20 protein-coding genes and 3 pseudogenes are annotated in these 23,753 nt (G+C 73.6%); 18 read left to right on the forward strand and 5 right to left on the reverse strand.

The window, feature by feature from the left end:
* Positions 1-68 precede the first annotated feature (68 nt).
* The 4 genes and pseudogenes from AB0B55_RS05015 to AB0B55_RS05030 all read left to right on the forward strand — a co-directional run.
* Positions 69-218: pseudogene (locus tag AB0B55_RS05015) on the forward strand (XRE family transcriptional regulator); the annotation flags it as partial.
* A pseudogene (locus tag AB0B55_RS05020) lies at positions 209-388 on the forward strand (DUF397 domain-containing protein); the annotation flags it as partial. The pseudogenes AB0B55_RS05015 and AB0B55_RS05020, both read left to right, overlap by 10 nt.
* Before the next feature lie 206 nt (positions 389-594).
* Entirely contained in the window at positions 595-711 is a 117-nt protein-coding gene (locus AB0B55_RS05025) for a twin-arginine translocase TatA/TatE family subunit (RefSeq protein WP_357118926.1), read from the forward strand.
* A gap of 256 nt (positions 712-967) precedes the next feature.
* Positions 968-1,492, forward strand: coding sequence for a 2'-5' RNA ligase family protein (locus AB0B55_RS05030; RefSeq protein WP_357170485.1), 525 nt, complete (start codon positions 968-970; stop codon positions 1,490-1,492).
* Positions 1,493-1,519: 27 nt separating this feature from the next.
* Here AB0B55_RS05030 and AB0B55_RS05035 read toward each other — a convergent pair.
* A pseudogene (locus tag AB0B55_RS05035) lies at positions 1,520-1,759 on the reverse strand (S8 family serine peptidase); the annotation flags it as partial.
* Between the two features lie 75 nt (positions 1,760-1,834).
* Between AB0B55_RS05035 and AB0B55_RS05040 the strand changes: the two are divergent.
* The 5 genes from AB0B55_RS05040 (at position 1,835) to AB0B55_RS05060 (ending at position 7,047) form a co-directional block, all read left to right on the forward strand.
* Positions 1,835-2,878: an anti-sigma-D factor RsdA gene (locus tag AB0B55_RS05040; protein WP_357170488.1), complete on the forward strand. Its 1,044-nt coding sequence runs from the start codon at positions 1,835-1,837 to the stop codon at positions 2,876-2,878.
* 155 nt (positions 2,879-3,033) lie between these two features.
* Complete coding sequence (locus AB0B55_RS05045) at positions 3,034-3,993, forward strand: DUF5715 family protein (protein ID WP_357118917.1); 960 nt, start codon at positions 3,034-3,036, stop codon at positions 3,991-3,993.
* Between the two features lie 4 nt (positions 3,994-3,997).
* A complete protein-coding gene (locus AB0B55_RS05050) occupies positions 3,998-5,599 on the forward strand; it encodes an asparagine synthase-related protein (RefSeq protein ID WP_357118914.1) in 1,602 nt (533 codons plus the stop codon).
* A 54-nt stretch (positions 5,600-5,653) separates the two neighbouring features.
* Entirely contained in the window at positions 5,654-6,481 is an 828-nt protein-coding gene (locus tag AB0B55_RS05055; RefSeq protein WP_357170492.1) for a MerR family transcriptional regulator, read from the forward strand.
* An 89-nt stretch (positions 6,482-6,570) separates the two neighbouring features.
* Positions 6,571-7,047, forward strand: a complete 477-nt coding sequence (locus tag AB0B55_RS05060) for a DUF1203 domain-containing protein (RefSeq protein WP_357170495.1) — start codon at positions 6,571-6,573, stop codon at positions 7,045-7,047.
* Positions 7,048-7,053: 6 nt separating this feature from the next.
* Here AB0B55_RS05060 and AB0B55_RS05065 read toward each other — a convergent pair whose 3' ends face one another.
* Positions 7,054-8,280 (reverse strand): SLC13 family permease, encoded by a 1,227-nt coding sequence (locus AB0B55_RS05065; RefSeq protein ID WP_357170498.1) that lies wholly within the window; start codon positions 8,278-8,280, stop codon positions 7,054-7,056.
* Positions 8,281-8,405: 125 nt separating this feature from the next.
* Positions 8,406-9,854, reverse strand: coding sequence for a hypothetical protein (locus AB0B55_RS05070; RefSeq protein ID WP_357118902.1), 1,449 nt, complete (start codon positions 9,852-9,854; stop codon positions 8,406-8,408).
* 140 nt (positions 9,855-9,994) lie between these two features.
* Here AB0B55_RS05070 and AB0B55_RS05075 point away from each other — a divergent pair, with 140 nt between their 5' ends.
* The 4 genes from AB0B55_RS05075 to AB0B55_RS05090 all read left to right on the forward strand — a co-directional run bounded on the left by AB0B55_RS05075 (position 9,995) and on the right by AB0B55_RS05090 (position 15,217).
* On the forward strand, positions 9,995-10,693 hold the full coding sequence (locus AB0B55_RS05075) for a DUF305 domain-containing protein (RefSeq protein WP_357170500.1): 699 nt from the start codon (positions 9,995-9,997) through the stop codon (positions 10,691-10,693).
* A 22-nt stretch (positions 10,694-10,715) separates the two neighbouring features.
* Positions 10,716-11,921, forward strand: a complete 1,206-nt coding sequence (locus AB0B55_RS05080; protein WP_357170503.1) for a sensor histidine kinase — start codon at positions 10,716-10,718, stop codon at positions 11,919-11,921.
* Positions 11,918-12,583, forward strand: coding sequence for a response regulator transcription factor (locus tag AB0B55_RS05085; protein ID WP_357170507.1), 666 nt, complete (start codon positions 11,918-11,920; stop codon positions 12,581-12,583). Before AB0B55_RS05080 ends, AB0B55_RS05085 begins: the two co-directional genes overlap by 4 nt.
* Positions 12,584-12,730: 147 nt before the next feature.
* Positions 12,731-15,217: an FtsX-like permease family protein gene (locus tag AB0B55_RS05090; protein ID WP_357170510.1), complete on the forward strand. Its 2,487-nt coding sequence runs from the start codon at positions 12,731-12,733 to the stop codon at positions 15,215-15,217.
* 99 nt (positions 15,218-15,316) lie between these two features.
* Here the strand turns inward: AB0B55_RS05090 and AB0B55_RS05095 are convergent, their stop codons facing one another.
* Both AB0B55_RS05095 and AB0B55_RS05100 read right to left on the reverse strand, forming a co-directional pair.
* The gene (locus AB0B55_RS05095; RefSeq protein ID WP_357118887.1) at positions 15,317-16,579 is read right to left on the reverse strand and encodes a nucleotide sugar dehydrogenase; all 1,263 of its coding nucleotides are present in this window, start codon (positions 16,577-16,579) and stop codon (positions 15,317-15,319) included.
* Between the two features lie 101 nt (positions 16,580-16,680).
* Positions 16,681-18,051 (reverse strand): protein kinase, encoded by a 1,371-nt coding sequence (locus AB0B55_RS05100; RefSeq protein WP_357118884.1) that lies wholly within the window; start codon positions 18,049-18,051, stop codon positions 16,681-16,683.
* A gap of 514 nt (positions 18,052-18,565) precedes the next feature.
* Here AB0B55_RS05100 and AB0B55_RS05105 point away from each other — a divergent pair.
* The 5 genes from AB0B55_RS05105 to egtC all read left to right on the forward strand — a co-directional run bounded on the left by AB0B55_RS05105 (position 18,566) and on the right by egtC (position 23,738).
* Entirely contained in the window at positions 18,566-19,273 is a 708-nt protein-coding gene (locus AB0B55_RS05105) for an RNA polymerase sigma factor (RefSeq protein ID WP_357170514.1), read from the forward strand.
* Between the two features lie 16 nt (positions 19,274-19,289).
* The gene (locus AB0B55_RS05110) at positions 19,290-20,114 is read left to right on the forward strand and encodes a hypothetical protein (RefSeq protein ID WP_357170517.1); all 825 of its coding nucleotides are present in this window, start codon (positions 19,290-19,292) and stop codon (positions 20,112-20,114) included.
* A gap of 178 nt (positions 20,115-20,292) precedes the next feature.
* The gene (gene egtA, locus AB0B55_RS05115; RefSeq protein WP_357170521.1) at positions 20,293-21,528 is read left to right on the forward strand and encodes an ergothioneine biosynthesis glutamate--cysteine ligase EgtA; all 1,236 of its coding nucleotides are present in this window, start codon (positions 20,293-20,295) and stop codon (positions 21,526-21,528) included.
* A 97-nt stretch (positions 21,529-21,625) separates the two neighbouring features.
* On the forward strand, positions 21,626-22,963 hold the full coding sequence (gene egtB, locus AB0B55_RS05120) for an ergothioneine biosynthesis protein EgtB (RefSeq protein ID WP_357170524.1): 1,338 nt from the start codon (positions 21,626-21,628) through the stop codon (positions 22,961-22,963).
* A 28-nt stretch (positions 22,964-22,991) separates the two neighbouring features.
* Positions 22,992-23,738 carry an ergothioneine biosynthesis protein EgtC gene (egtC, locus tag AB0B55_RS05125; RefSeq protein WP_357170527.1) on the forward strand — a complete coding sequence of 249 codons (747 nt, stop codon included), beginning with the start codon at positions 22,992-22,994 and terminating at the stop codon, positions 23,736-23,738.
* Positions 23,739-23,753 lie beyond the last annotated feature (15 nt).

The following is a 23,753-nucleotide window of genomic DNA, read 5'->3' on the forward strand; positions in this document are numbered from 1 at the left end:
ACGCAACACTGGGCCGTCACCGTGCCGTCGAAGGGCTCGGCTGCCGGCAACGCGCCCCGGCGACGAACCACATCGACGGGCAGGCCCAGGCGCACATAACCGAACAGCAGTCAGAAATTGTTTCTCCTGACCGGCGATGGGAGCGCATCCGCGGGGAAGCTCTCTCCCGTGGACAGTCCTTAGACCTGCTCAGGGAAGCGGGATCCTCATGGACCTAACCGACGCGCTGTGGCGCAAGAGCACCAAGGGTGGCAACAACGGAGGGGCGTGTGTGGAGGTCGCTGAGAACCTTCGGGGCGTCGTCCTCGTTTGGGACACGAAGGACCGTGACGGTGGGACGCTGACGTTCGCGCCGGAGGCGTGGCGAGACTTCGTCGGCTTCGCGCGGGGCCAGCGCAGAGTCTCGTCTCGCGACTCGGCTTGGCCATGCCGTCTTCGCGAAATCGTCGATCATGGAGCATGAGCCTGCCACGTGCCCACGACAGCTCCAAGACGCTGTGCACCGGGCAGCCATCGGCGATCTGCTCTCGAAGTGTTTGAAGGGGATCGGCGGCGGGGCACAACGGTCTGCACCCCCCGGACATGGAGGTTCTGATGCGCTGGCTGCTCATCCTTGTGATCGTCCTGCTGGTGATCGGCGGGATCTGGCTGCCCCGCCGAGCGCGGGGAGCGGGCAGGTCTTTGCGAAACCGGTTCGACGAGCGACGCTGATCCGCGCGTCCTGCCTACTCCCCGGCCGATGAGGCCAGTCGCGCCCTCATGTCCGGAATGGCTTCAATGATGGCGTGGTGCCCAGGAAGACGATGGCGGGTCCGGTAAACCGGTACGCTCCAGCGCCGTCGGACTGTTCTTCGACCTGGCCGTCCGGCCCGGCTCGGAGGCGGAATCAGCCCCGCTGTCCGTGGCGGGGCCGGCCATCCGCCCCGCTCGGTCATTGACGGGCGTGGCGCCCGCTAGCGTGGGCCTCGTGCGTACCGTGGAACTGGTCTGCTCGGCCGGGTTGGACGCCGAGGTCCGGGCCGCCTGGGATCGCCTGGCGGCGGCCGGGTTGCCGAGCCTGGCCCGCAACACCCACCAGACCAACCGGCCGCACCTGACCCTCGCCGCCGTGGACGAGTTCGGGCCGGGTGTCGAGCACCGGCTGGCCGACCTGTTCGACGCCGCGCTGCCGGTGCCGGTCACGCTCGACCGCGTGGTGGTGCTCGACGGCAGCGCCCCGCTGGTCTGGCTCGTGCGGCCCACGCCGGCGTTGACCACGCTGCACGCCGCCGTCTGGGATGTCCTCGAGAAGGCCGACGGACACCGCCCCTGGCACGCGCCGGGAGCGTGGGTGCCGCACCTCAGCCTGGCGTTGCGGTTCCGCGACGCGGACCTGCGGATGGCCCGCGCGTTGACCGGCGGGCAGCGCCCGACGGGCGCGTTCGACGCGGCCCGCAGCTACGACGGTACGGACCGGACGGTGACCCCGCTGACGGAACCGTCCCGACCCTGACTCGGGCCGGGACGGATCAGCGGGGGGTCAGAAGGTGGCGACGTTGAGCAGCTTCTCCTGGATGCCGTCCGGGTCGCCGGCCGGCCAGCTGTAATTCGTGGTGCCGGCCGCCTGGAGGGCCGACTTGACCGCGCTCGGGGTGGCGGTGGGGTGGGTGGCCTTGTAGAGCGCGGCCCCGCCCGCGACGTGCGGGCTGGCCATCGAGGTGCCGGAGATGGTGTTGTAGGCGGCGCCCTTCCAGGTCGAGTAGATGCAGACGCCCGGCGCCGTCCGACTCGCGCAGTACCGCGCTCTCACCCGGCTCCGCGCCCTCGTGGGCGACACCCTCGCCGGGGTGATCCTGTGACCGCGTCCGAGCCGGTGCCGACGCCGCCGGACCCCATCGTGCAGGCTGACCAACTGCTCGAGGCGATCAGCCGTGGCGAGCGTCCGCCGCCGGGTCACCCGGACGACGACGCCGTCATCGCCCTCCTGGCCGACTGGCACGCGGACGTGGTGCGGCGGTCGGAGGAGTTCGAGGCGACCGCGGAACCGGCAGCGCCGGCAGCAGCCCCACGCGCGGCTCAGCCGGACGTGGTGACAGTGGCGCACCGGCCCGCTTCGAGCCGACCACCGTGGACGGGCCGCCGCCGGCGTTCCCGCACCGGTGCCCCGACCGGCGTCGCGCGCCGCCGTGGCAGGCGACCCACGTACGCTGCCGCCGCGCTGGCCCTGGTCACCGTCGTCGGCGGTCTCTGGTTCGGCGCCGGCCGCGCGGAGCCGGGCGGCCTGTTGTGGCCGGTCACCGAGTTGGTCTACGCCGAACGGGCGCAGTCCATGGTCGCCGAACGTGAGGTCGGACGGATGCTGGAGCAGGCCCGGCAGGATCTTGCCGACGGGCGCCACGACGACGCGCGCCGACAGTTGGAGCGCGCCGAGGGCCTGTTGAGCACCATGGGCGCGGACACGACCGCGGTTCGCCTGCGCAGGGAGGTCGAGGAGTTGCGGCTGCTGCTCCCGCCCGCCCCTGCGGCCGAACCGTCGTCCCCCGCCGGGGACATCGCCACCAGCGCCACGCCGGTGCCCTCCAGGACCGGGCCGGCCACCTCCACGAGCCAGGGATCCCCGGCGGCTGTCGCCAAGCCGAGCCGTAACCCGGCCGGGTCGAGATCGACTACGCCGGCCACGACGAGGCATCCCACCGGGCCGCCCGCTGGCGTGCCGGCCGCCCGGCCGAGCGCACCGACCGCGCGTGCGAAACAGCGTCCGCCGACCCCCGGTGGCCGTCCGGGCGGCGTACCCGCCGATCAGGGCGGCGCACCGTCCCGCCAGGATGGCGCGCAGTCGCACCGGGACAGGTCGGTGACGACGCCCGGACACCCCGCAAGCCTGCGGCCGAGCCAGTAACACCAGTCGTCGTGGCGCGGCCCGCGGGCGCCTCACCTGCGCCCGCGGCTTCTTTGGGTGAGATCGGAGGATTGTTCGGTCTACGTCGGTCTCGATGATTACGGTGTTTTTCAGGGTGATTGACCCAGCGACGTGGCCGGAGAAGGGAACCCGTCATGCGAGTGCCCAGCCGTAGTCCGGGACAGCAACCCGCGTCGCCCACCGCTCCACCTCGCCGCCGACCCCCCGGCGCCGCCACCCGACGCCCGACCAGCGCCGCCCCCGACCTCGCCGCCTACCGGGCGGCCGTGGCCGACCTGCTCGTCGAGGTGGGGGCCCTGGCCGACGCCACCAGCACCCGGGCACGTCAGGTGCTCATCGACGAGCGGCTGCGCGAACCGGCCCTGGCGGCCGTGCTCGACGCCACCCCGCAGGGCCTGCTCGGGGCGCGCGAGACGCTGCTGCTGGAGATGGCCCGCTACCAGCCGAACGAGCGCACCTCGGCACGCGACCTCACCGCGCTGGTCCGGATCTACCTGCTCTCCCGCATCGACGTGCTGTGGTGGCAGGACGCCCCCGTGTTCCACACCGACGACCAGGTCAACGGCAGCGCGGAACTGGTCGACCTGGAGTGGCTGCGCCGCCGGGACCTGCTGCGCTTTCGCTACCAGGAGCAACCCGCGACCGTGCTGGGCCGGGCCGCGCGCGGACTACGCCGGCGGCTGCGCCCCGACGTGACCCCGCGCACCGCCGGTCTGCTGTTCCGTCGCGCCCGCCGGGAGGTGGTGGCGCTACTCAACGAACTGGGCCGGGAGTTCGCCGCCGCCGCGCCCGCGGGCACCCCGCCGCTGTGGGTGACGAGCCTGGTCCGGAGCACCGAGCACCAGTACCGGCTACGCCGCCTGGGTTACGCGGCGATGCTGCCCAGCGGCCACTGCCTCGGCTACTCGGCCGACGTCGAGCTGGCCTGGTTCACCCGGTTCGGCGCGCGCGACGCCCTCGCGGAGCTGCTGCTGGCCCGCCAGGAGGCCGGCGACCTGAACGTGATCGACGAGGGGCAGGCCTGGCACCTGTGCCTCGCGCCCACCGCCCGGCATCGCCTGCGCCGGGCGTACGAGGCCGAGATGGGGGTCTGAGCCCGTGTGCGGCATAGCGCTCAGCCTCGGCCCCGAGGCCGACCCGGCGACATTCCGACGGATGCTCGCCGTCCTCGCCCCGCGCGGCGAGGTCACCGAGACCCGCTGTGAGACCGGACTACTCGCCGGCACCCGCCGGCTTCGGGTCGTCGACCGCGACCGGGCCGTGCAGCCCTGGACCTCGACCGACGAGCGGTGGCTGCTCTGTTTCAACGGCGAGATCTTCAACCACCGGGAGCTGCGCGCGCAGCTCACCCGCCTCGGGCAGGTGTTCCGCACCGAGAGCGACACCGAGGTGCTGTTGGCGGCCTTCCAACAGTGGGGCGAGTCGGCGGTGACCCGGCTGCGCGGCGAGTACGCCTTCGCGGTCGTCGAACGCGCCACCGGCCGGGCGTACCTGGCCCGCGACCCGCTCGGGGTGAAACCGCTGTACTGGTCCCGGCGGCCCGGCTGCCTGTACCTCGCCTCCGAGGTCAAGGCGCTCGTCGGGCATCATGCCCCGGTCACCGAGGTGCCTCCCGGTCACCACGGCTGGGCCGAGCCGGACGGACCGGTGCGGCTGCGCCCGTACGTCGACCTGCTCGCCATCGGCGAGGGCCTGCCGGTCATCGACGACCCGGACGAGGCCACCCTGCTCGTCCGGGCCGCCCTGACCGACGCCATCCGGATGCGGGTGGAGACCGACCTGACCGTCGGCGTCGTCCTCTCCGGCGGGCTGGACAGCTCGTTGACGCTGCGGCAGGTACGCGACCTCCACCCGGACTGCGTGGCGGTGACGGTCGGCGTGCCGGACAGTCCCGACGTCGCGTACGCCCGTCGGCTCGCCGCCGACCTCGACGTGCCGCACGTCGTGGTCGAGCTGCGCCCGCGCGACATCCGGCTGGCCGACGTCCGGGAGGCCATCCGGATCTCCGAGCTGACCGAGTACGGCGACATCATCAACGCCGTCGTGTCGGTGCCGATCTTCCGTCGGCTGCGCGACCTGGGCGTCAAGGTGGTGCTCACCGGCGACGGCTCCGACGAGCTGTTCGGCGGGTACCCGATGTACCGCCAGGTCGACCCGATCGCGTCCCGCCGGCTGTTTCTGCACCGGATCCGCAACCTCTGCCGTACCGAGTTGCAGCGCGTCGACCGGGCCGCCATGGCTCACGGGGTGGAGGCGCGGGTGCCGTTCCTCGACCTCAGCGTGGTGGAGCTGGCGATGCGTCTGCCCCTGAACCTGAAGGTGCGCGACGGCCAGGAGAAGTGGATCGTGCGGCGGGCGTTCGCCGACGTGCTGCCCGACTACGTCGTGCGGCGGCCGAAGCACCCCATGTCGTACTCCTCCGGTCTGCACGAGCGGGTGCGGCTCTACAAGCCGCTGTTCGCCCGGATGCACCGGTCGTTCGGCTACGACCTGCTGGAGCCGGTCCGCCGCGACTTCGACACCGTGCTCAGCGGGTGCGGCAACGACCTGGACCGGGCCATCGCCGACGGGATGAACCGACCCGACTACACCGTCCTGGAGCACGCTCGTGACCTGGTCGGGGCGGCGAAGTGGAACGCCGCGCCGATGGTCCGCCGGCTGGTCGGCCCGCGCCCGCCCCGGCGCTCACCGGTGGGCTGACCCCGGCCCGACGCTTGACTCTGACACCGTGTCAGGGACCAGCGTGAGGGGATCATGTTCACCATCGGAGACTTCGCCCGACTGGGCCGCGTGTCGGTGCGGATGCTGCGCCACTACGACAGCATCGGTCTGCTGCGGCCGGCCAGCGTCGATCCGCACACCGGCTACCGCTTCTACCAGGCCGAGCAGTTGCGTCGGCTCAACCGGGTGATCGCCCTCAAGGACCTGGGGCTCACCCTGGAGCAGGTGCGCGCGATCCTGGACGAGACCGTCGGCACCGCCGAGCTGCGCGGCATGTTGCGGCTGCGTCGCAGCGAGCTGGCCACCCGGCTGGCCGCCGACACGGCCCGGCTCGCGGCGGTCGAGGCGAGGCTCCGAATGATCGAATCGGAGGGTCGGATGACCAACCAGGACGTCGTACTCAAGCAGATCGCGCCGGTGCGCGTGGCGGAGCTGACCGCCGTCGCGCCCAGCTACGAGAGTCAGGACATCGGTCCGGTGATCCAGCCGCTCTACCCGGAGCTGTTCCGCCGGCTCGACGCCGCCGGGATCACCCCGTCCGGGCCGGCCATCGCCTGGTACGAACCGGCCGAGGACGAGGGCGAGGCGGTGGTGGTGCACGCCGGGGTGAGCGTCGGCGGTGGGGTCACGGCGATTCCCGACGTGACGGTGCGGGACCTGCCGGCGGTCGGGACGGCCGCGACGATCGTGCACCACGGCTCGATGGACGACGCCGACCGCAGCGTCCAGGCGCTCGCCCGGTGGATCGAGGAGAACGGGTACCGCCCGGACGGGTTCGCCCGCGAGGTGTACCTGGACTATCGCCAGGACTCCCCGGAAGGCGGCGTGACCGAGCTTCAGCTCGCCGTCGACCGCGCCTGACAGCGCTCGCCCTCGCGCCGGCGGCTGGTCCCGAGCGCCAGGTCCGATCACCGCCAGCACCCGCACCGGCACCGGGGCAGGCTGGACGCATGACGACCACCGCCACCTTCCTCATCCACGCCGTGCCGGCCGCGGTGCTGGAGCTCGTCCGTCGGACCGGCCGAGACGCCGCCGGCCATCGCGTCGAAGGGCGCCTGGCCGGCGGCGGGGAGCCGCTGCGGTGCTGCCTACGCGACGCGGAGGTGGGGGAGGCGGTGCTGCTCTTCGGGTACGCCCCGCCGATCGCCGCCGCCGCGTACCGGGAGATCGGGCCGGTCTTCGCGCACGCCGCCGCCTGCCCCGGCCCGGACCACGGCGGCGGCCACCCGCCGGGCTGGCGGGGACGGGCCCAGGTCCTGCGGGCGTACGACCGGCAGGGACGGATCTGCGGCGGCCGGCTGCACGACGGCACGGACCCGGAGGCGGTGATCGCGGAGCTGTTCGCCGATCCGCCGGTACACCGACTGCACAGCCGCAACGTGATCTACGGCTGCTTCATGTTCGTGGTGGAGCGGGCCGCCGGGTGACGGCCCTCAGCCGACCAGGAGCAGCGCGCCGACCGCCGCCAGCGTGCCCACGACGGCGAGCAGGGCGCTGGTCAGCACGAACCGTCGCACCGGCACCGCCACCCCGGCCGCCCGGCACCGCTCGAACCACAGCAGGGTGGCCAGCGACGCCCAGGGCGCGGCCAGCGGGCCGACGTTCGTGCCGATCAGCAGGGCCAGCAGGCGGGTGTGGTCGACGGTCGGCAGCACCGACTCGCCGGCCAGGTACGCCGGTAGGTTGTTGACCGCGTTCGCCAGCAGCGCACCCGTGCCGCCGGCACGCAACGCGCCGACCGCTCCGCCGTCGGCGCCGACCAGACCGGCGACCAGGTCGTCGAGCCCGTGCCGGCCGAGGGTCTGCACTACCAGGAACAGGCCGACGACGAAGAGCAGCAGTCGTACCGGCACCAGTTGGGCGCGCAGCGTCGCGGGGGAGCGGATCACGAAGCCGACCAGCACCAGCGCGAGGGCGACGGTGGAGGCGAGCCCGATCTCCACCCCGGCGAGGATGCCGGCGACGAAGAGCAGGCAGCCGGCGAGGGCGGTGCGGTGCAGCACCGGGTCGGCCGGCACGTGCGGGGCCGGCGGGATGAAGCGTCCGCCGTCCGGTCGTTCCCGCCGCCACCAGGCGTACCAGAGCAGCGCCATGGTGGCCGTCACGGCGGCGAGCTGCGGCAGCGCCATGCGCTCGGCGTACGCCAGTGGGGTGAGGCCGACCCGGTCGGCGGCCAGCAGATTCGTCAGGTTCGACACCGGCAGCAGCAGGCTGGCGGTGTTCGCCAGCCAGACCGTGGTGACCGCGAGCGGCCCGGCGGGGACGCGCAGGCTGCGGGCCAGGGCGAGCAGCACCGGGGTGAGCAGCACGGCGGTGGTGTCGAGGTTGAGCACGAGGGTGGTCACCGTGGCCAGGCCGCCGCAGAGCAGGAACAGCGCCGCCCAGCGGCCCCGGGACGCGATGGCCAGCCGACTGGCGAGCACGTCGAAAACGCCCGCGACGGCGGTCAGCTCGGCCAGCACGATCACGGTGCCGAGGAAGAGCAGCAGCGGCAGGATGCGGTGCAGGGTGCCCGTGGTCTCGGCGCGGGGCAGCAGCCCGGTCAGCGCGCAGACCGCGCCGGCCACCGCGAGCACGACGGCCACCAGGTCGAGCGGGTGGGGACGCCAGCGCGCGGTCGGCTCGGGCGGGGCCGGCGGCGCGCCGGCGGCAGACTTCACAGGTGAACACGTTGACACAGCGCCCGGTCAGGCGCTCGTCAACCCGGGCCCGGGTGACCAGGCCCACCTGACGTGGCCGGGCCCGGCCTCTCGAGGAGCGGCCGGGCCCGGGTCGGACGTCGGTTCTACCAGCTCAGGTAACCGGGCTGGGTCTGCACGTTCAACTCCTTGAACCGGGTCAGGTTCGCCGACCAGGTCCGCCAGTCGTTCAGCTCCAGGACGTCCAGACCCTTCTGGATGTCGTTGGAGTAGATGTTGCCGTTGTAGTAGTACGTCGACCAGGCGCCGCCGGTGACGGCCTGGGTGGCGGACAGCGGGCCCCGCTCCCAGTAGGCGATCTCCTTGGGGTGGCGCGAGTCGGTGAAGTCCCAGACCGAGATGCCGCCCTGGTACCACGCCTGCACCATGATGTCCCGCCCGAGCACCGGGACCAGCGAGCCGTTGTGCGCCACGCAGTTCTCGGTGTCGCCGTTGGTCCGGGGGATCTTGTAGTAGCTGCGGAACTCCAGCTTCCGCGCGTTGCCGCGGCCGGTGATGTCGTAGACGGCGTCCGCGCCCCGGTCGGGGCCGACCGTCTCGTTGCAGGTGGCCGCGCCGCCGCCGCCCAGTTCGTCGGTGAAGACGACCTTGGTGCCGGCGTTGTTGAAGGTGGCCGAGTGCCAGAACGCGAAGTTGACGGTGTCCCGGACCTGGGTGATCAGCCGGGGCGCTTCGCGGTTCTTGATGTCGAGCAGGATGCCGTCACCCATGCAGGCGCCGGCGGCGATGTCCTTCGCCGGGTACGCGGTGATGTCGTGGCAGCCGGTGGTCGCCGAGCCGGTCTCGCTGCCCGGGAAACCGCCGTCCGGGAAGAGGTTCGGCGTCGAGATGACGGCCGCCTCGGTCGGCTTCTTCACCGGCACCTTGACGATGGAGATGGAGTCGTGCGGCGGCTGGCAGTCGGGGAACTCGGCCCGCGGGCTGTACGACGAGACGTACAGGTAGACGTTCTTGCGGTCCTTGCCCGGCACCAGCGTGTGGGTGTGCGACCCGCAGGCGGTCTCGACGGACTTGATGTAGCGCGGGTTGGCCTTGTCGCTGATGTCGAAGACCTTGATGCCCTCCCACGACTCCTTGACCGACGCCGGCTGCGCGACGCTCGCACACGAGTCGTCGCTGCGCGACGAGTCGGTGGAGACGAACAGCAGGTTGCCGTAGACGGAGATGTCGTTCTGCGAGCCCGGGCAGTTGACCTGCGCGGTGATCGTGGGCGCGCTGGGCCGGGAGATGTCGTAGATGACGAACCCGTTGTAGTTGCCGGCGAAGGCGTACTTGCCCTGGAACGCCATGTCGCTGTTGAGCGCGGCCGTCGTGTCGAACGGCGCCTGCTTGGGGAGGTTGGCGATCTGCCGCAGGTTGGGGCTGCTGCGGATCTCGTCGACGCCCGGGATGTCGCTGGCGGCCGCCGGTGCGGCCGGTGCGGCCTCCTGTGCGCTGCTCGGTGTCGCCAGGGCGACGCTGGTCAGCAGCAGGCCGGTCGCGGCCAGGCTGACGATGCGGAGTTGTCGGAGCCGTGCGGTGGCCAACTTGATCATTGGCGGCGCCCTTCGAAAGGGGGGATGACGTTGTCGGTACCTTACCGAGCCTCGGAGATCATCGATGTGATCCGGGTCACATCTACGTCGACTCGTCAATGGATAGGATCGCTGCGACCTCGACCTGAGGGGAGTGCGGCATGACTGTCCGACGTGGTCGGTTACTCGCCGTCGTCATAGCGGCGACCATCGTCGCGGCGCTGGTGGCGCTGGCCATCCGCGCCGCCGGTGAACCCGGCCCGCCGGCCGCCGCGCCCGCCTCGGCGACGCCCACGCCGACGACCGGCCCGACCGGTCCACCGCCGCCGCCGGTCCTCGTGCCCGGCCGCCCCGGCGAGCCCGCCGTCGCCCGGTCCGCGCACGAGCTGCGCGACGACAGCCCACCCCGCTACAACGGCCTGGACACCGTCTACGTCCAGATGATGATCCCGCACCACGAGCAGGCGCTGGAGATGAGCACACTGGCGACGGACCACGCTGCGGATCCGCGGATCCGCGCGTACGCCGACCGGATCCGCGCCGGCCAGGGCCCCGAGATCAAGGTCCTGCGCGGCTGGCTCTCCACCCGCGGGCTGCCCGAGACGGCGCCCGGCCACGACCACGCCGGCATGCGCGGCATGCAGTCCCCCGAGGCGATGCGGCGACTGGCCGCCGCCCGGGGCGTCGAGTTCGACAGGCTCTTCATCACGATGATGACCGATCACCATCAGGGCGCCGTGACCATGGCGACCGACCTGCTGTCGGTCGGGGTCGACGCGACCCTCAACGAGCTGGCCACCTCACTCGCCACCGAGCAGGCCATCGAGATCAACCGCCTGCGCGAGCTGACGCCGCCCTGACCGTCGACGACCCGTACGCTGGGTGACCGTGAGACGCACGCTGTTCGGCCGCCCCCTGCGCGGCGTCGCCTTCGACGTGGCCGTCTCCGTCGTGGTCGCGTTCGTCGGTCTCACCTCGGCGGTGTCGCAACCCGGCGGTTGGGCCGCCGTCGGCGTCGGCGTGGGCATGGCGGTGGCGCTGCTGTTCCGCCGCACCCACCCGAGCGCGGTGACCGTCGTCGTGGCGGCGCTCGCCCTGGTCCAGGTGATCACCCGGTGGGGTCCGCAGGCGTTCGACGTCGCCGTCCTGATCGCGCTCTACAGCGTCGTGAAATACGGCCGGCGGCTGCGCGACGGTGTGCTGGCCGGCGCGGTCGCCGCCGTGGGCGTGCTGCTCGCCGCCGCGCAGACCCCCGGCGTCATCGTGTGGTGGGTGACCGCGCTGTGGTACGCGCTGGTCACCGGCGCGGTCTGGCTCGTCGCGCTGAACGTGCGGACCCGCCGCCTCTACGTGCTGAGCCTCGAAGAGCGCGCCGCCACCCTCGAACGTGAGCGGGAGGCCGAGTCGCGGGCGGCGGTCGCCGAGGAGCGCACCCGCATCGCCCGCGAACTGCACGACGTGGTGGCGCACAGCATGGCGGTGATGATCGTCCAGGCGGACGGTGCCCGCTTCATGCTCGACCGCGACCCCGAGCAGGCGCGCGCCGCCGTGAAGGTGGTCGCCGACACCGGCCGCTCCGCGCTGGAGGAGATGCGGCGGCTCGTCGGGGTCCTGCGCGACTCGGGCCCCGCCGGGGCGGACGTCGTGGCCGCCGACCCGGAGCACCGCCGGTTGGCCCTGGCCGAGCTGCCCGACCTGCTGGCCCGCTTCCGCGACGCCGGGCTGTTTGTCCGGGACGCCGTCAGCGGCGAGCCCCCGGCCCTGCCGCCGGGCCTGGAGCTGACCGTCTACCGCGTGGTGCAGGAGGCGCTGACCAACGCGCTCAAGCACGCCGGCGTCGGCGCCACTGTCGACCTGCGGATGACGTACTCCGCCGACGCCGTCGAGGTCCGGGTCGTCGACGACGGTCGGGGCCGCCCGGTCGTCAGTCCAGCGCCGCCCGGCGGTCACGGTCTGCTCGGCATGCGCGAGCGCGTGGCGGTGTACGACGGCAGCCTCACCGCCGGCGCCCAACCGACCGGGGGTTGGCAGGTCCAGGTCCGGCTACCGCTACCGTCGGAACCCTCAGCGGAGGTGATCGCGGCATGACGGTCCGGGTGGTGATCGTGGACGACCAGGCGCTGGTGCGCGCCGGGTTCCGGATGGTGCTGAGCTCCCAGCCCGACCTGGAGGTGGTCGGTGAGGCCATCGACGGCGCGGATGCCCTGCGGGTGCTGGCCCGCACCGAGGCCGACGTGGTGGTGATGGACATCCGCATGCCCACCATGGACGGGGTGGAGGCGACCCGTCGACTCTGCGCTGACCGGCCGTCCGGCCCGCCCCGGGTGCTGGTGCTGACCACCTTCGACACCGAGGCGGACGCGTTCGCCGCGCTCCAGGCCGGCGCGAGCGGCTTCCTGCTCAAGAACGTCCCGCCGGAGGAGTTGCTGGACGCGATCCGGGTGGTGGCGCGCGGCGACTCGGTGGTCGCCCCGTCGATCACGCGGCGACTGCTGGACCGCTTCGCCGGTCAGCTCGGCGCGGGCCCGACCGTCGACCCCCGGCTGGCCCAGCTCACCGAGCGGGAGCGGGAGGTGCTGCTGTTGGTCGCGCAGGGCCTGTCCAACGCCGAGATCGCCGCCAAGGCGCACGTGGCCGAGGCGACGGTGAAGACCCACGTCGGGCGGATCCTGGCGAAGCTGCACCTGCGCGACCGGGTGCAGGCGGTCGTGCTGGCGTACGAGAGCGGCCTGGTCACACCCGGGCGCTGACCCGCCGTACGACCGCGGTCGTACGGCCGGTGCGTCCGTGCGCCACCTGCGGCGTACGCGGGTCGAGAGCGCAGGTGGAGATCGATCCGACCGGACCGGCCATAGCGTCGGAGGGGTCCGATCCGCGCCGGCACCGGGAGCCCGCACATGATCCGCCTGACCCTGCGTACGCTGCGCGCCGAGGCGCTGCGCATGCTGCTGTCCGCGCTCGCCGTCGTACTCGGTGTCGCCTTCGTCGCCGGCACGCTGATCGTCGTGGACGGGATGCGCGCGGGCGCGTACCAGCGGGCCGGCGCTTTCGACCGGCACACCGACCTCGGCGTCTACCCCGACGGCCCCCGGCCGCTGCCGGCGAGGCTGGTCGACGACGTCCGTACGGTCGACGGGGTGGCCGCCGCGGCCGGTGAGCTGCTCGGCGCCGGTGGACTCCTCGGCGCTGACGGGCGACCGGTGCTCGGCTACGCAGTGCTCGCCGCCATCCCCACCGAGACGGCCCTGCGCTCGTACGACGTGGTCGCCGGTCGCCTCCCCGACCGCGCGGGCGAGGTGGTGCTCGACGCGCCGACGGTGGCGAAGGAGGGCTTCACCCTCGGCGCTCCGGTTCTCGTCGGCGGTACCGGCGGGGCGGCCCGTCCGTACACCCTGGTCGGCACGGTAGACGTGGCGGGCAGCGTCCGCGACGTCGGCGGCCCGTTCATCGGCCTGGTCGGCGCGGACGCGCTCGCGGTCACCGGCGGGCGTGGCTACGACCGGATCATGGTGGCGGCCCGGCCGGGAACAGCCCAGGCGGCGTTGGCCGACCGGCTACGCGCCGCCGTCGGGAGCGCCGACGTCGACGTGAAGGGCCGCCAGCAGATCCTCGATGAGGCCGTCGAGGACGCCGTCCGCAATCTGAACCAGTTCCTGCTGCTGCTGCTCATCTTCGTCGGGGTCGCGGTGGTGGTGGCCGGCTTCGTGATCGCCAACACCTTCGCGATCGTGCTGGCGCAGCGCACCCGCCGGACCGCGCTGCTGCGCCTGGTGGGTGCGACCCGGGGGCAGGTGTTCCGGGCGGCGCTGCTGGAGTCGGCGCTGCTCGGCCTCGTCGCCTCCGCCCTCGGCGTCGTGCTCGGGGTGGCTCTCGCCGGCGGACTCCGGCTGCTGATGTCTCGACTGGACGTGCCGCTCTCCGGCGGGTTGACCGTCGCCGGCTCGACCGTGCTGACCAGCCTGCTGCTCGGTACCGGGCTCACCGTCGCCGCGGCCCTGCTGCCGGCCTGGCGGGGCACCCGGGTCGCCCCGGTGGCCGCGCTGACCGACGCCGCCGTGCAGCCCGCTCGGGGAGCGGGCCGGGTGCGGCTGGCCCTCGGCGCGGTGGTGCTGGGCGCGGGAGTCGCGGCGCTGGCCGGCGCGGCCGACGCCGGTCAGGTGCTCCTCGTGGCCGTGGGCGGTGTGCTGGCCTTCTTCGGCATCGTGCTGTTCGGCCCGGTGCTCGTCCCGGCGCTGGTCCGGCTGATCGGCTGGCCGGCCCGCCGGGTGTTCGGGATGACCGTCGGTCTGGCGGTGGCGAACGCGGTTCGCAACCCGCGTCGGATCGCCGCGACGGCGACCGCCCTGGTCATCGGGATCGGCTTGGTGTCGGCGTTCGTGGTGGGCGCGCGCAGCACCAAGGACGGCATCGAACGCAGCGTCGACGCCGAGATCGGGACGGACTTCGTGGTCAGCGGCATCGGCCAGAATCTGCCCGCCGCGCTCGCCGGTGAGCTGGCCGCGCGCCCCGAACTGGGCGTGGTGCACGAGCAGCGCAGCGTCGTGACCGGCGACATCGAGGTCCGGGCCGCCCACCCGGCGCTGGTCGGCCGGACGTTGTCCGGCGTGGTGGCCGGCGACGTCGACCGACTCGGGCCGGGGCAGGTGCTGGTGCACCAGGAGCTGGCGCGGGCGCACGGCTGGCAGGTCGGTTCCGCCGTCACCATCGAGGGGCGGGCGTTCCGGGTGGCCGCGGTGGTGGCCGACGACGCGCCGGCCATGGTCTCCAGCGCCGCGCCCGAGGGACACGTCATCGAGCTGGACGACCGGGACTTCGCGGTGCTCTTTCCCCGCGAACGCGGTTTCCTCGCCGAGATCGACCCGGCTGACGGCGTGAGCGCCGAACGGGCCCGCGCCGCGATCGAGGCCGTGCTCGCCCGCTACCCGACGGCGAACCTGATGGACCAGGGCGCGTACAAGAAGATGCTCACCGGCACGGTGGACATGCTGCTGGCCTCCGTCACCGCGCTGCTCGGCCTGGCCGTCGTGATCGCCCTCGTCGGCGTGGCCAACACGCTGAGCCTGTCGGTGGTCGAGCGCACCCGGGAGAACGGCGTCCTGCGGGCGGTCGGGCTGTCCCGCGGCCGGATGCGGGCCATGCTCGCGGTCGAGGCGATCCTCATGACGCTGGTCGGCGCGATCCTCGGTATCGGGCTGGGCACCGGCGTCAGCGCCGCCGGGATGGCGCTGCCGGCCCGCCTCGGCGGGGACTTCCACGTGGTGCTGCCACTCGGCCAGCTCTCCTCGATCCTCGGCGTGGCGGTGCTGGCCGCTCTGCTCGCCTCGGTGCTTCCGGCCCGCCGGGCACTGTCGCGGCCCGTCGTCGAGGCGCTCGCCGACCAGTGAGCGTGTCGTCCACGGGTGCCCGAAGCGACATCCGCCGGCCGGCCCCGCCGCCTTCCCCGGCGGCGGGACCGGCCAGCGGTGCCGGGTCCGGGGCACGCCCTACAGGCGCTCGACCACCTCGCCGGAGCACCGGTTGCGGGTGTCGAAGACGTAGCGGGCGTGCCGGACCACCAGGTCGTAGTCGAAGCAGTCGTGGTCGGTGACCACCACGACCGCGTCCGCGGCCCGCACCTCCCGCTCGGTGAGCCCGACGACCGCGACCCCGGCGGGGATCTGGTGGGCCTCCGCGTACGGCTCGACCGCGTGCACCTCGGCGCCGAGTGCCTGCAGACGGCGGGCCACGTCGACGGCGGGGGAGTCCCGCATGTCACCGGTGTTCCGCTTGTACGCGAGCCCGAGCAGCAGCAGTCGCGCGCCGCTGACCGCCCGGCCGGTGCGGTTGAGCCCTGCCATGATCCGCTGGGTGACGTGCTCGGGCATCTCGTGGTTGATGTCGTTGGCCAGCTCGATGAACCGGAACTGCCGGCCGAGGCGTCGCTTGACCTGCCAGGACAGGTAGCACGGATCGATCGGCAGGCAGTGCCCGCCGACACCCGGGCCGGGCCGGAACGGCAGGAACCCGAAAGGCTTGGTCGCGGCGGCGTCGATCGCCTGCCAGACGTCGATGTCGAGGTGGTGCGAGAGCATCGTGAGCTCGTTGATCAGCGCGATGTTGACCTGGCGGAACGTGTTCTCGATCAGCTTGGTCAACTCGGCCACCCGGGTGGAGTCGACGGCGACGGTGCGCTCCACGAGCCGCTGGTAGAAGCCCTGCACCCGGTCCAGCGACGCCGCGTCGATCCCGGAGACCACCTTCGGGGTGTTCTCCAGTCGCCACGTCGGGTTGCCCGGGTCGATCCGCTCCGGGCTGTAGCCGAGGTGGAAGTCGCCGGGGCTGGTCAGCCCGCTGGCCGACTCCAACAGCGGCCGAAGCAGCTCCTCGGTGGTGCCGGGGTAGGTGGTCGACTCCAGGATGACCGTGCAGCCCGGCCGCACGTACGGGCCGACGCGGATACCGGCCTGCTCGACGAAGCTCAGGTCCGGGGTGCCGTCGCGCAGCGGGGTGGGCACGGTGATGACGCAGACGTCGAAACCCTCGGCGTCGGTGTAGTCGGTGCTGGGGCGGTACCGGCCGCTGCCCAGCGCCCGGCCCAGCCGGTCGGTGGGGATGTCCTCGACGAACGACTCACCCGACGCGAGCCGCTTCACCCGGTCGGCGTCGACGTCCAGGCCGACGACGTCCAGGCCCGCCTCGACGGCACGCATGGCCAGCGGCAGTCCGACGTACCCCTGGCCGATCACGACCAGCTTCTCAGCGCTCACCCGGGCTCCCGCAGACGGTGGAAATGACCTGCGGAGAGCCTAGAGCGGTTTTCGGCGACGTAAGTCCGTTTTGGGGATATCGGTGCTGGTGGGGCGGCTGGTCAGCCGCCTACGTCACCGGAGCCGGTCGACGGTTCGGTGGAGGGGCTCGGGTCGGTCGCCGGCGAGTTGCTCGGCGACGACGGGGTCTTCGGCGGGTCGCTCGGCGGCGGCGCGGTGGTCGCGCTCGGCGTCGGCGATGGAGAGTTGGCCGACTGGCTGGGCTGGACGCTCGGCGTGGCGCTGACCGACGCGGACGTCGTGGTGTCCGGGACGGTCGGCCGGTTCGGCCGGCCCGGGTCGTTGGTCATCTGCTCGTTCGCCGCCGGCAACTCCACCTGCTCGGTCGGCCCCGGCGTCGGCGCGACCGTCGGCAGCTTGACGGCCGGATCGTTGCCGGTGTTGCGCGCCGCGCCCAGGGCCGCGCCGAGGCCGACCAGGGCGACCAGCATGGCCACCGCGGCACCGACCAGCGGCCCGCGGCGTCGCGGGCGTGCCGGGTCGGTCGTGCCCGCCACCGCCGCGCCGACCGGCACGTCGGTGCGGGTACCCGGACCCGCCTCGCGCAGCGGCACCGACGACGCCAGCGCCGTCGGTGGTTCGCCGCCGGTCACCGCGGTACGGGCCGCCTCCGCCATCGCCGAGCCGCTCGTGAAGCGGTCCAGCGGGTCCTTCGCGAGGGCCCGCGATACCAGGGCGCGGACCGCCTCCGGGATGTCGTGCGGCAGCTCCGGGGGCTCGTCGTCGAGGTGCCGGACGGCGACCTGGAGGGGGTTGTCACCGGTGAACGGCGGGCCGCCGGTGAGGCAGCAGTAGGCGACCGCGCCGAGGGCGTAGATGTCGGTGGCGCCGCTGACCGGCCGGCCGGCGGCCTGCTCGGGCGCCATGTAGAGGGCGGTGCCGGGCACCGCGTTGGTGCTGGTGATGCTGGTCACGTTGGTGGAGCGGGCGACGCCGAAGTCGACCAGGACGACCGTGCCGTCCTCCTGCACCAGAAGGTTGCTGGGCTTGACGTCGCGGTGCACGATGCCGCCGCGGTGCGCCGCGCCCAGCGCGTGCCCCGCCTGGGCGACGATCGACATCGTCTCGGCCACGTCGAGGCGACCGGCGGCCTCGATCCGCTTGGACAGCGGTTCGCCCTCGACGAACTCCATGACCAGATAGTCGGCTCGACCGCCGTCGGGCAGGTCGTCCTCCCCGCAGTCGTACACCTGCACGATGCCGGGGTGCCGCAAGGCCGCCATGATCCGCGCCTCGGCACGGAAGCGGGCGATGAAGTCCGGGTCGGAGACCAGCGCCGGCAGCAGGACCTTGACCGCGACCTGCCGGCCGAGGACGAGGTCGGAGGCACGCCAGACGTCGCCCATGCCGCCCGTGGCGACACGTTCGTCCAGGCGGTACCGACCGCTGAGCACGACCTCCGATGACAACACAGCATTACCGTACCCAGAGTGGCGGCCAACGGCTCGCTGCGGTGGACCCGGTGCGGGGTCGCACCCGTCGGTCCGCCCGGGACGACCTCCGGCGGCCGGGCCGGTGTGTGACGCTTCGATGACGCCAGGTCACAAAAGCCGACACATTTCGGCGTACGCCAGCCCGGTCGCCGCCGAGGACGCTCACCTGAGCCGGGGAGCGCCCGAGGGGCGTCGTCCGTTACGCCGGCACGCCGGTCGGACGGTTTGATAATTGTCACTCTTCTGTAATGCGATCCCAACTTGTCGCAGGAAACGTCCCCTCCTACCGTTAGCCCGGCTCGGGGCGCAGACGGGCAGCCCGTTCCGGGCCATCGCCGGGTGTGGACACCCCGGCCGGTGCCCGGACGGGGCCCGAATCGAAATCGGCGGGGGCGGTGCGGGTGCGGGAGCGGGTGAGGGCGGCGGTTCGCCGTGCGCGCACGACGCCGACGCGTGTCGCGCCGATCCGCTCCGGGCGGCCCGTGGGCCGCCGATGACCGGCGAACTGTCCGAGGCGGTCACCGCCGCGCAGTCCGGGGACGAGGACGCCTTCCGCTTCCTGTACCGCAGCCTCCAGCCGGGACTGCTGCGGTACCTGACCGCCCTGGTCGGCGCGGACGCCGAGGACGTCGCGTCGGAGACCTGGTTACAGATCTCCCGCGACCTGCCCACCTTCACCGGCGGCGAGTTCCGCGCCTGGACCGTCACCATCGCCCGCAACCGCGCGATGGACCACCTGCGGCGGCTGCGGCGACGACCGTCGCTGCCGGTACCGGTGCAGGCGCTCACCGAGCTGGCCGGCGACGGCGACACCGCCGAGCGGGCCGACGAGACGATCAGCACCGAGGCTGCGCTGGCGTTGATCGCCACGCTGCCACCCCGCGAGGCCGAGGCGGTGCTGCTGCGGGCCGTGATCGGGCTCGACGCGGAGTCCGCCGGCCGGGTGCTCGGTCGCCGGGCCGGCGCCGTCCGGACCGCCGCGCACCGCGGTCTGCGGCGACTCGCCACCCTGCTGGACCGGCAGGCCGTACCGACGCCGTCGGTCGACGGCGACGCCACCGCCCCGCTGCGCGCGCCCGACACGTCGAGCGCGCCGGCCGACAGCGGCCCACCGGCGGTCGGCGCCGAGGTGGTTCCGCCCCCTCGTCGCCGGATCGGGCGTTCCCGGCAGACCTCACCTGCCGAGCAGGCGGAGGGCTGACGTGAAGGGATTCCGGATGAACCCGCACCGGCGTGCCGGCCGCGCCGAGACCGAACGGCTGCTCGACGCCGCCCGCATCGACACCACCTCCGCCCCCCCGCCTGACATCGCCGACCCGGGCGCGGCGGGCGTCCGGCAGTCCGGGGCTTCGCCGGACTCCGGGGCCGAGCCGCTGGCCCGACTGCTCGCCGCTGCCGCTGGCCCGGCCCGGCCTACGGAGCTGGCGGGCGAGGAGGCGGCGCTGTCCGCGTTCCGGGCCGCCCGCGCCGTCCCGGCGCCCGCCGTGGCCCGACGGCCACGCCGTCTGCGGCTCACGACCGGCGCGGTGGCGTGGATCGGCGCGCTGGCGGCCACGGCCACCGCTGGCGTCGCGTTCGCCGCGGCCGGGTTGGAGAAGGCACCCGAACCGCCGCCGGCACCGAGTAGCGCGCCACCCACTGCCAGCGCGCAGGTGAGCACCGGGCCCGTCGCGCCGAGCGGATCGACGCCGCCCGGCCGTCCCTCCCTGTCCGTCTCGCCGTCGGTCGGCACGACCCCCGGCGGTCAGCTGCACGGGCTGTGCCAGGCCTGGCGGTCCAAGAAGCCCGAGCAGCGGGAGAAGGCGCTGCGAACGCCGGCCTTCGAGCGGTTGGTGACGGCCGCTGGTGGGGTCGGCGCGGTCGAGGAGTACTGCCAGCGGCTGGTGCCCGAGGCGAAGCCCAGCCCGTCGCCGCTGTCCCCGTCTCCGTCCGCTCCGCCGCCGCCGTCGCCGTCGCCGCCTGCGGAGCCGTCCGCGCGGGCGACGCCACCCGGTCAGGCGAAGGTCAAGCCCTCGCACCCGGCCGGCCCGGCCGGCGACTGAGCGTACGGGCGCGCGGTTCGTTCTGCCCTGCACCGGGAAACGCGTCTGTTAGACAGGGATTGGTGGTCCGTCGACGCTCGGAAAGGGGAGTGTCGGTGGCCGGGTCTACGGTGGCACCCGTGCTCCGGAGCTGACGCACGGCGCACGCGGTCGTCGCACGACGAGGGAGGCTGCACCGATGGTGACGTCGCCGGAGCTGGACCAGAGCGAGATCCTGCGCGAGTCCGCCGCCGCGGGCCGACACCTCGCGCGCATCTGCTTCAAGACCGGCCCTCCCACGTACACCGGCGTCGAACTGGAATGGACCGTGCACGACGCCGCCGACCCCACCCGAGGAGTCGACCCGGCGCGGCTGCGGACGGCGCTGGGGCGGCACAGCCCCGTCACGCTGGATCCGGCGAGCCCCGCCGAGCCGCTGCGACACGGCGGCACGGTGACCCTCGAACCGGGCGGCCAGCTGGAGATCTCCACCCCGCCGCGTACCTCGGCCGGCGCGTTGATCCAGGCCACCGAGGCCGACATCGCCCAGGTCGCCGGTCTGCTGGCCGCCGCCGGGCTGACCCTGGGGCGCAGCGGCATCGACCCGCACCGTCGGCCCCGCCCGGTGTTGGACACTCCCCGCTACCGCGCCATGCGCCGCGTGTTCGACCGGCGCGGCCCGGCCGGCCGGACGATGATGTACAGCACCGCCGGCCTGCAGGTGTGCCTCGACATCGGCGAACCGGACCAGGTTGCCCCGCGCTGGGCGGCGGCCCACGCCGTCGGCCCACCGTTGCTCGCGGCGTTCGCCTCGTCGAGTCGGCACGCCGGCCGGCGTACCGGTTGGGCATCCGCGCGGATGGCCGCCTGGCTGGCGATCGATCCGGCGCGTACCCGCCCGGTGTGGGCGCCCGAGCGCGCGGACGACGACCCGCCGGCCGCCTGGGCACGCTACGTGCTCGCCGCCCCGCTGCTGTGTCTGCGCCGGCCCGGCCCGGACTGGGCCCCGCCGCCGGGTGTCACCTTCGCCGACTGGCTGGACGGCGCGCTGCCCCGCCCGCCCACCACCGACGACCTCGACTACCACGTCAGCACCCTCTTCCCGCCGGTGCGCCCGCGCGGTTACCTGGAGCTGCGGTACCTGGACGCCCAGCCCGACCGGGACTGGCGGCTACCGCTGGCGGTGCTGAGCGCGCTGTTCACCGACGCGGGCACCGTCCGCGCGGCGTACACGATCGGCGCGCCGGTGGCGCACCGCTGGTCGGCCGCCGCCCGGCGCGGCCTCGCCGACCCGGCGCTGGCCGTCGCGGCGGCCGCGCTGCTCGACCTGGCCCTGGCCGCCCTACCGCGGCTGGGCCTGCCGGCCGGCACCGAGGACGACATCCACGACGGTATACGGCGGCGGCTCGCCGCCATCGCAAGGGTCGACCGGTGAGCGCGCGAGAGCGAGCCTCGAACGAAAGGTGCGACGGGTGAGCGCGAGGAGTGAGCCGGGTCTGCGAGCCCCGCAGTCGCGAACGAAAGGTGCGACGGTGAGCGCGAGTACGACGGAGCATGCCGACGGTGAGCTGTTGCGGGGGCGGATCGCACAGGAGTTGGCGCGCGCCCGCTCCCGCACGGCCCTGCTGACCGAGGCGGTCGACGACGGCGACCTGATGCGCCAGCACTCGCCGCTGATGTCGCCGTTGGTCTGGGATCTGGCGCACGTCGGCAACCAGGAGGAGTTGTGGCTGGTGCGCGACGTGGGCGGCCGTGAGCCGGTCCGCTGCGACATCGACGACCTGTACGACGCGTTCAAGCAGCCCCGCCGGGACCGACCGCGGCTGCCCCTGTTGCCACCGGCGGAGGCGCGCGCCTACGTGGGCGTGGTCCGCGACAAGGTGTACGACCTGCTCGACGCGGTGCGCTTCACCGACCGGCCGTTGGTCGCCGACGGGTTCGCCTTCGGCATGATCGTGCAGCACGAGCAGCAGCACGACGAGACGATGCTCGCGACCCACCAGCTGCGCGCGGGCGCGGCGGTCCTGCACGCCCCGCCGCCGCCCGAGCCGGCCGTCCGGGCCGGCGGGGAGGTGCTGGTGCCGGCCGGAGAGTTCACGATGGGCACCGACACCGATCCCTGGGCCCTGGACAACGAACGGCCCGCGCACCAGGTCCACCTGCCCGCGTACGTCATCGACGCCGCACCGGTGACCAACGGCGCGTACGAGGCGTTCATCGCCGACGGCGGCTACTCCGACCGGCGGTGGTGGAGCGCGGCCGGCTGGGAACACCGGGTGCGCGAGCGACTGGTCGCGCCGCTGCACTGGCGTCGCGACGGTGACGGTTGGGCGTACCGGCGGTTCGGCCGCTGGGACCCGGTACGCCCCGACGAGCCGGTGGTGCACGTGTGTTTCCACGAGGCGCAGGCGTACGCGACGTGGGCCGGTAAGCGTCTGCCGACCGAGGCGGAGTGGGAGAAGGCGGCGCGGTGGGACCCGGCGACCGGGCGGTCCCGCCGCTACCCGTGGGGCGACGACGACCCGACCGAGGCGCACGCCAACCTCGACCAACGTCACCTGCGGCCGGCGCCGGTGGGCGCGTACCCGGCCGGCGTCTCGCCGCTCGGTGTGCACCAGCTCATCGGGGACGTCTGGGAGTGGACGTCGACCACGTTCACCGGTCATCCCGGCTTCGTCGCGTTCCCGTACCGCGAGTACTCCGAGGTGTTCTTCGGCGACGACCACCGGGTGCTGCGCGGTGGCTCGTTCGGCACGGACCGGTCGGCGTGCCGGGGGACGTTCCGCAACTGGGACTATCCGATCCGCCGGCAGATCTTCAGTGGCTTCCGGTGCGCCCGCGACGCCGGTCCGGACGAGTCGCCGCAGTGAGGCGCCCGACGCCACGCGGGGTGCGCTGATGTGCCGTCATCTGGTCTACCTCGGCCCGCCGGTCACGTTGGCCGCGTTGCTGTTCGAGCCGGCGTACGCGCTGGTCCGTCAGTCCTGGGCGCCGCGTGACATGCGCGGCGGCGGCACGATCAACGCCGACGGGTTCGGTGTCGGCTGGTATCCGGACGACGGTCCTCCAGTGCGGTACCGGCGTGCCCAGCCGATCTGGAGCGACCCGACGATCGCCGAGCTGGCGGCGGTGACACGTGCCGGCGCGGTGCTCGCCGCGGTCCGGTCGGCCACCGTGGGGATGGCGGTGGTCGACGGCGCGGCGGCGCCGTTCGCGGAGGGCCGGTGGCTGTTCAGCCACAACGGTGTGATCCGGGGCTGGCCCGATTCGATGGTGCCGCTCGCCGCCGGCCTGCCGGTGCGGGACCTGCTGACCCTGGACGCGGCCACCGACTCGGCGTTGCTGTGGGCGCTGGTGCGGCATCGGCTGCGCGCGGGCGATGACCCGGCGGAGGCGGTCGGCCGGACGGTGGTCAAGGTCGCCGCCGCCGCTCCGGGGTCGCGGCTGAATCTGCTGCTCACCGACGGACGGCGGGCGGTGGCTACGGCGGTCGGTCACGCGCTGTCGGTGCGCGCGGGCGCGGGCTCGGTGGTGGTGGCGTCCGAGCCGCACGACGACGACGCCGGGTGGCGGCCGGTGCCGCAGCAGCGCCTGGTCACCGCCACGACGGACGAGGTGCGGGTGTGCGGGCTGCCGGCCGGATGAGCGTTGCCGGCCGGG

Origin of the sequence: Micromonospora sp. NPDC049107 (assembly GCF_040648595.1) — a bacterium.
GTDB lineage: Bacteria > Actinomycetota > Actinomycetes > Mycobacteriales > Micromonosporaceae > Micromonospora.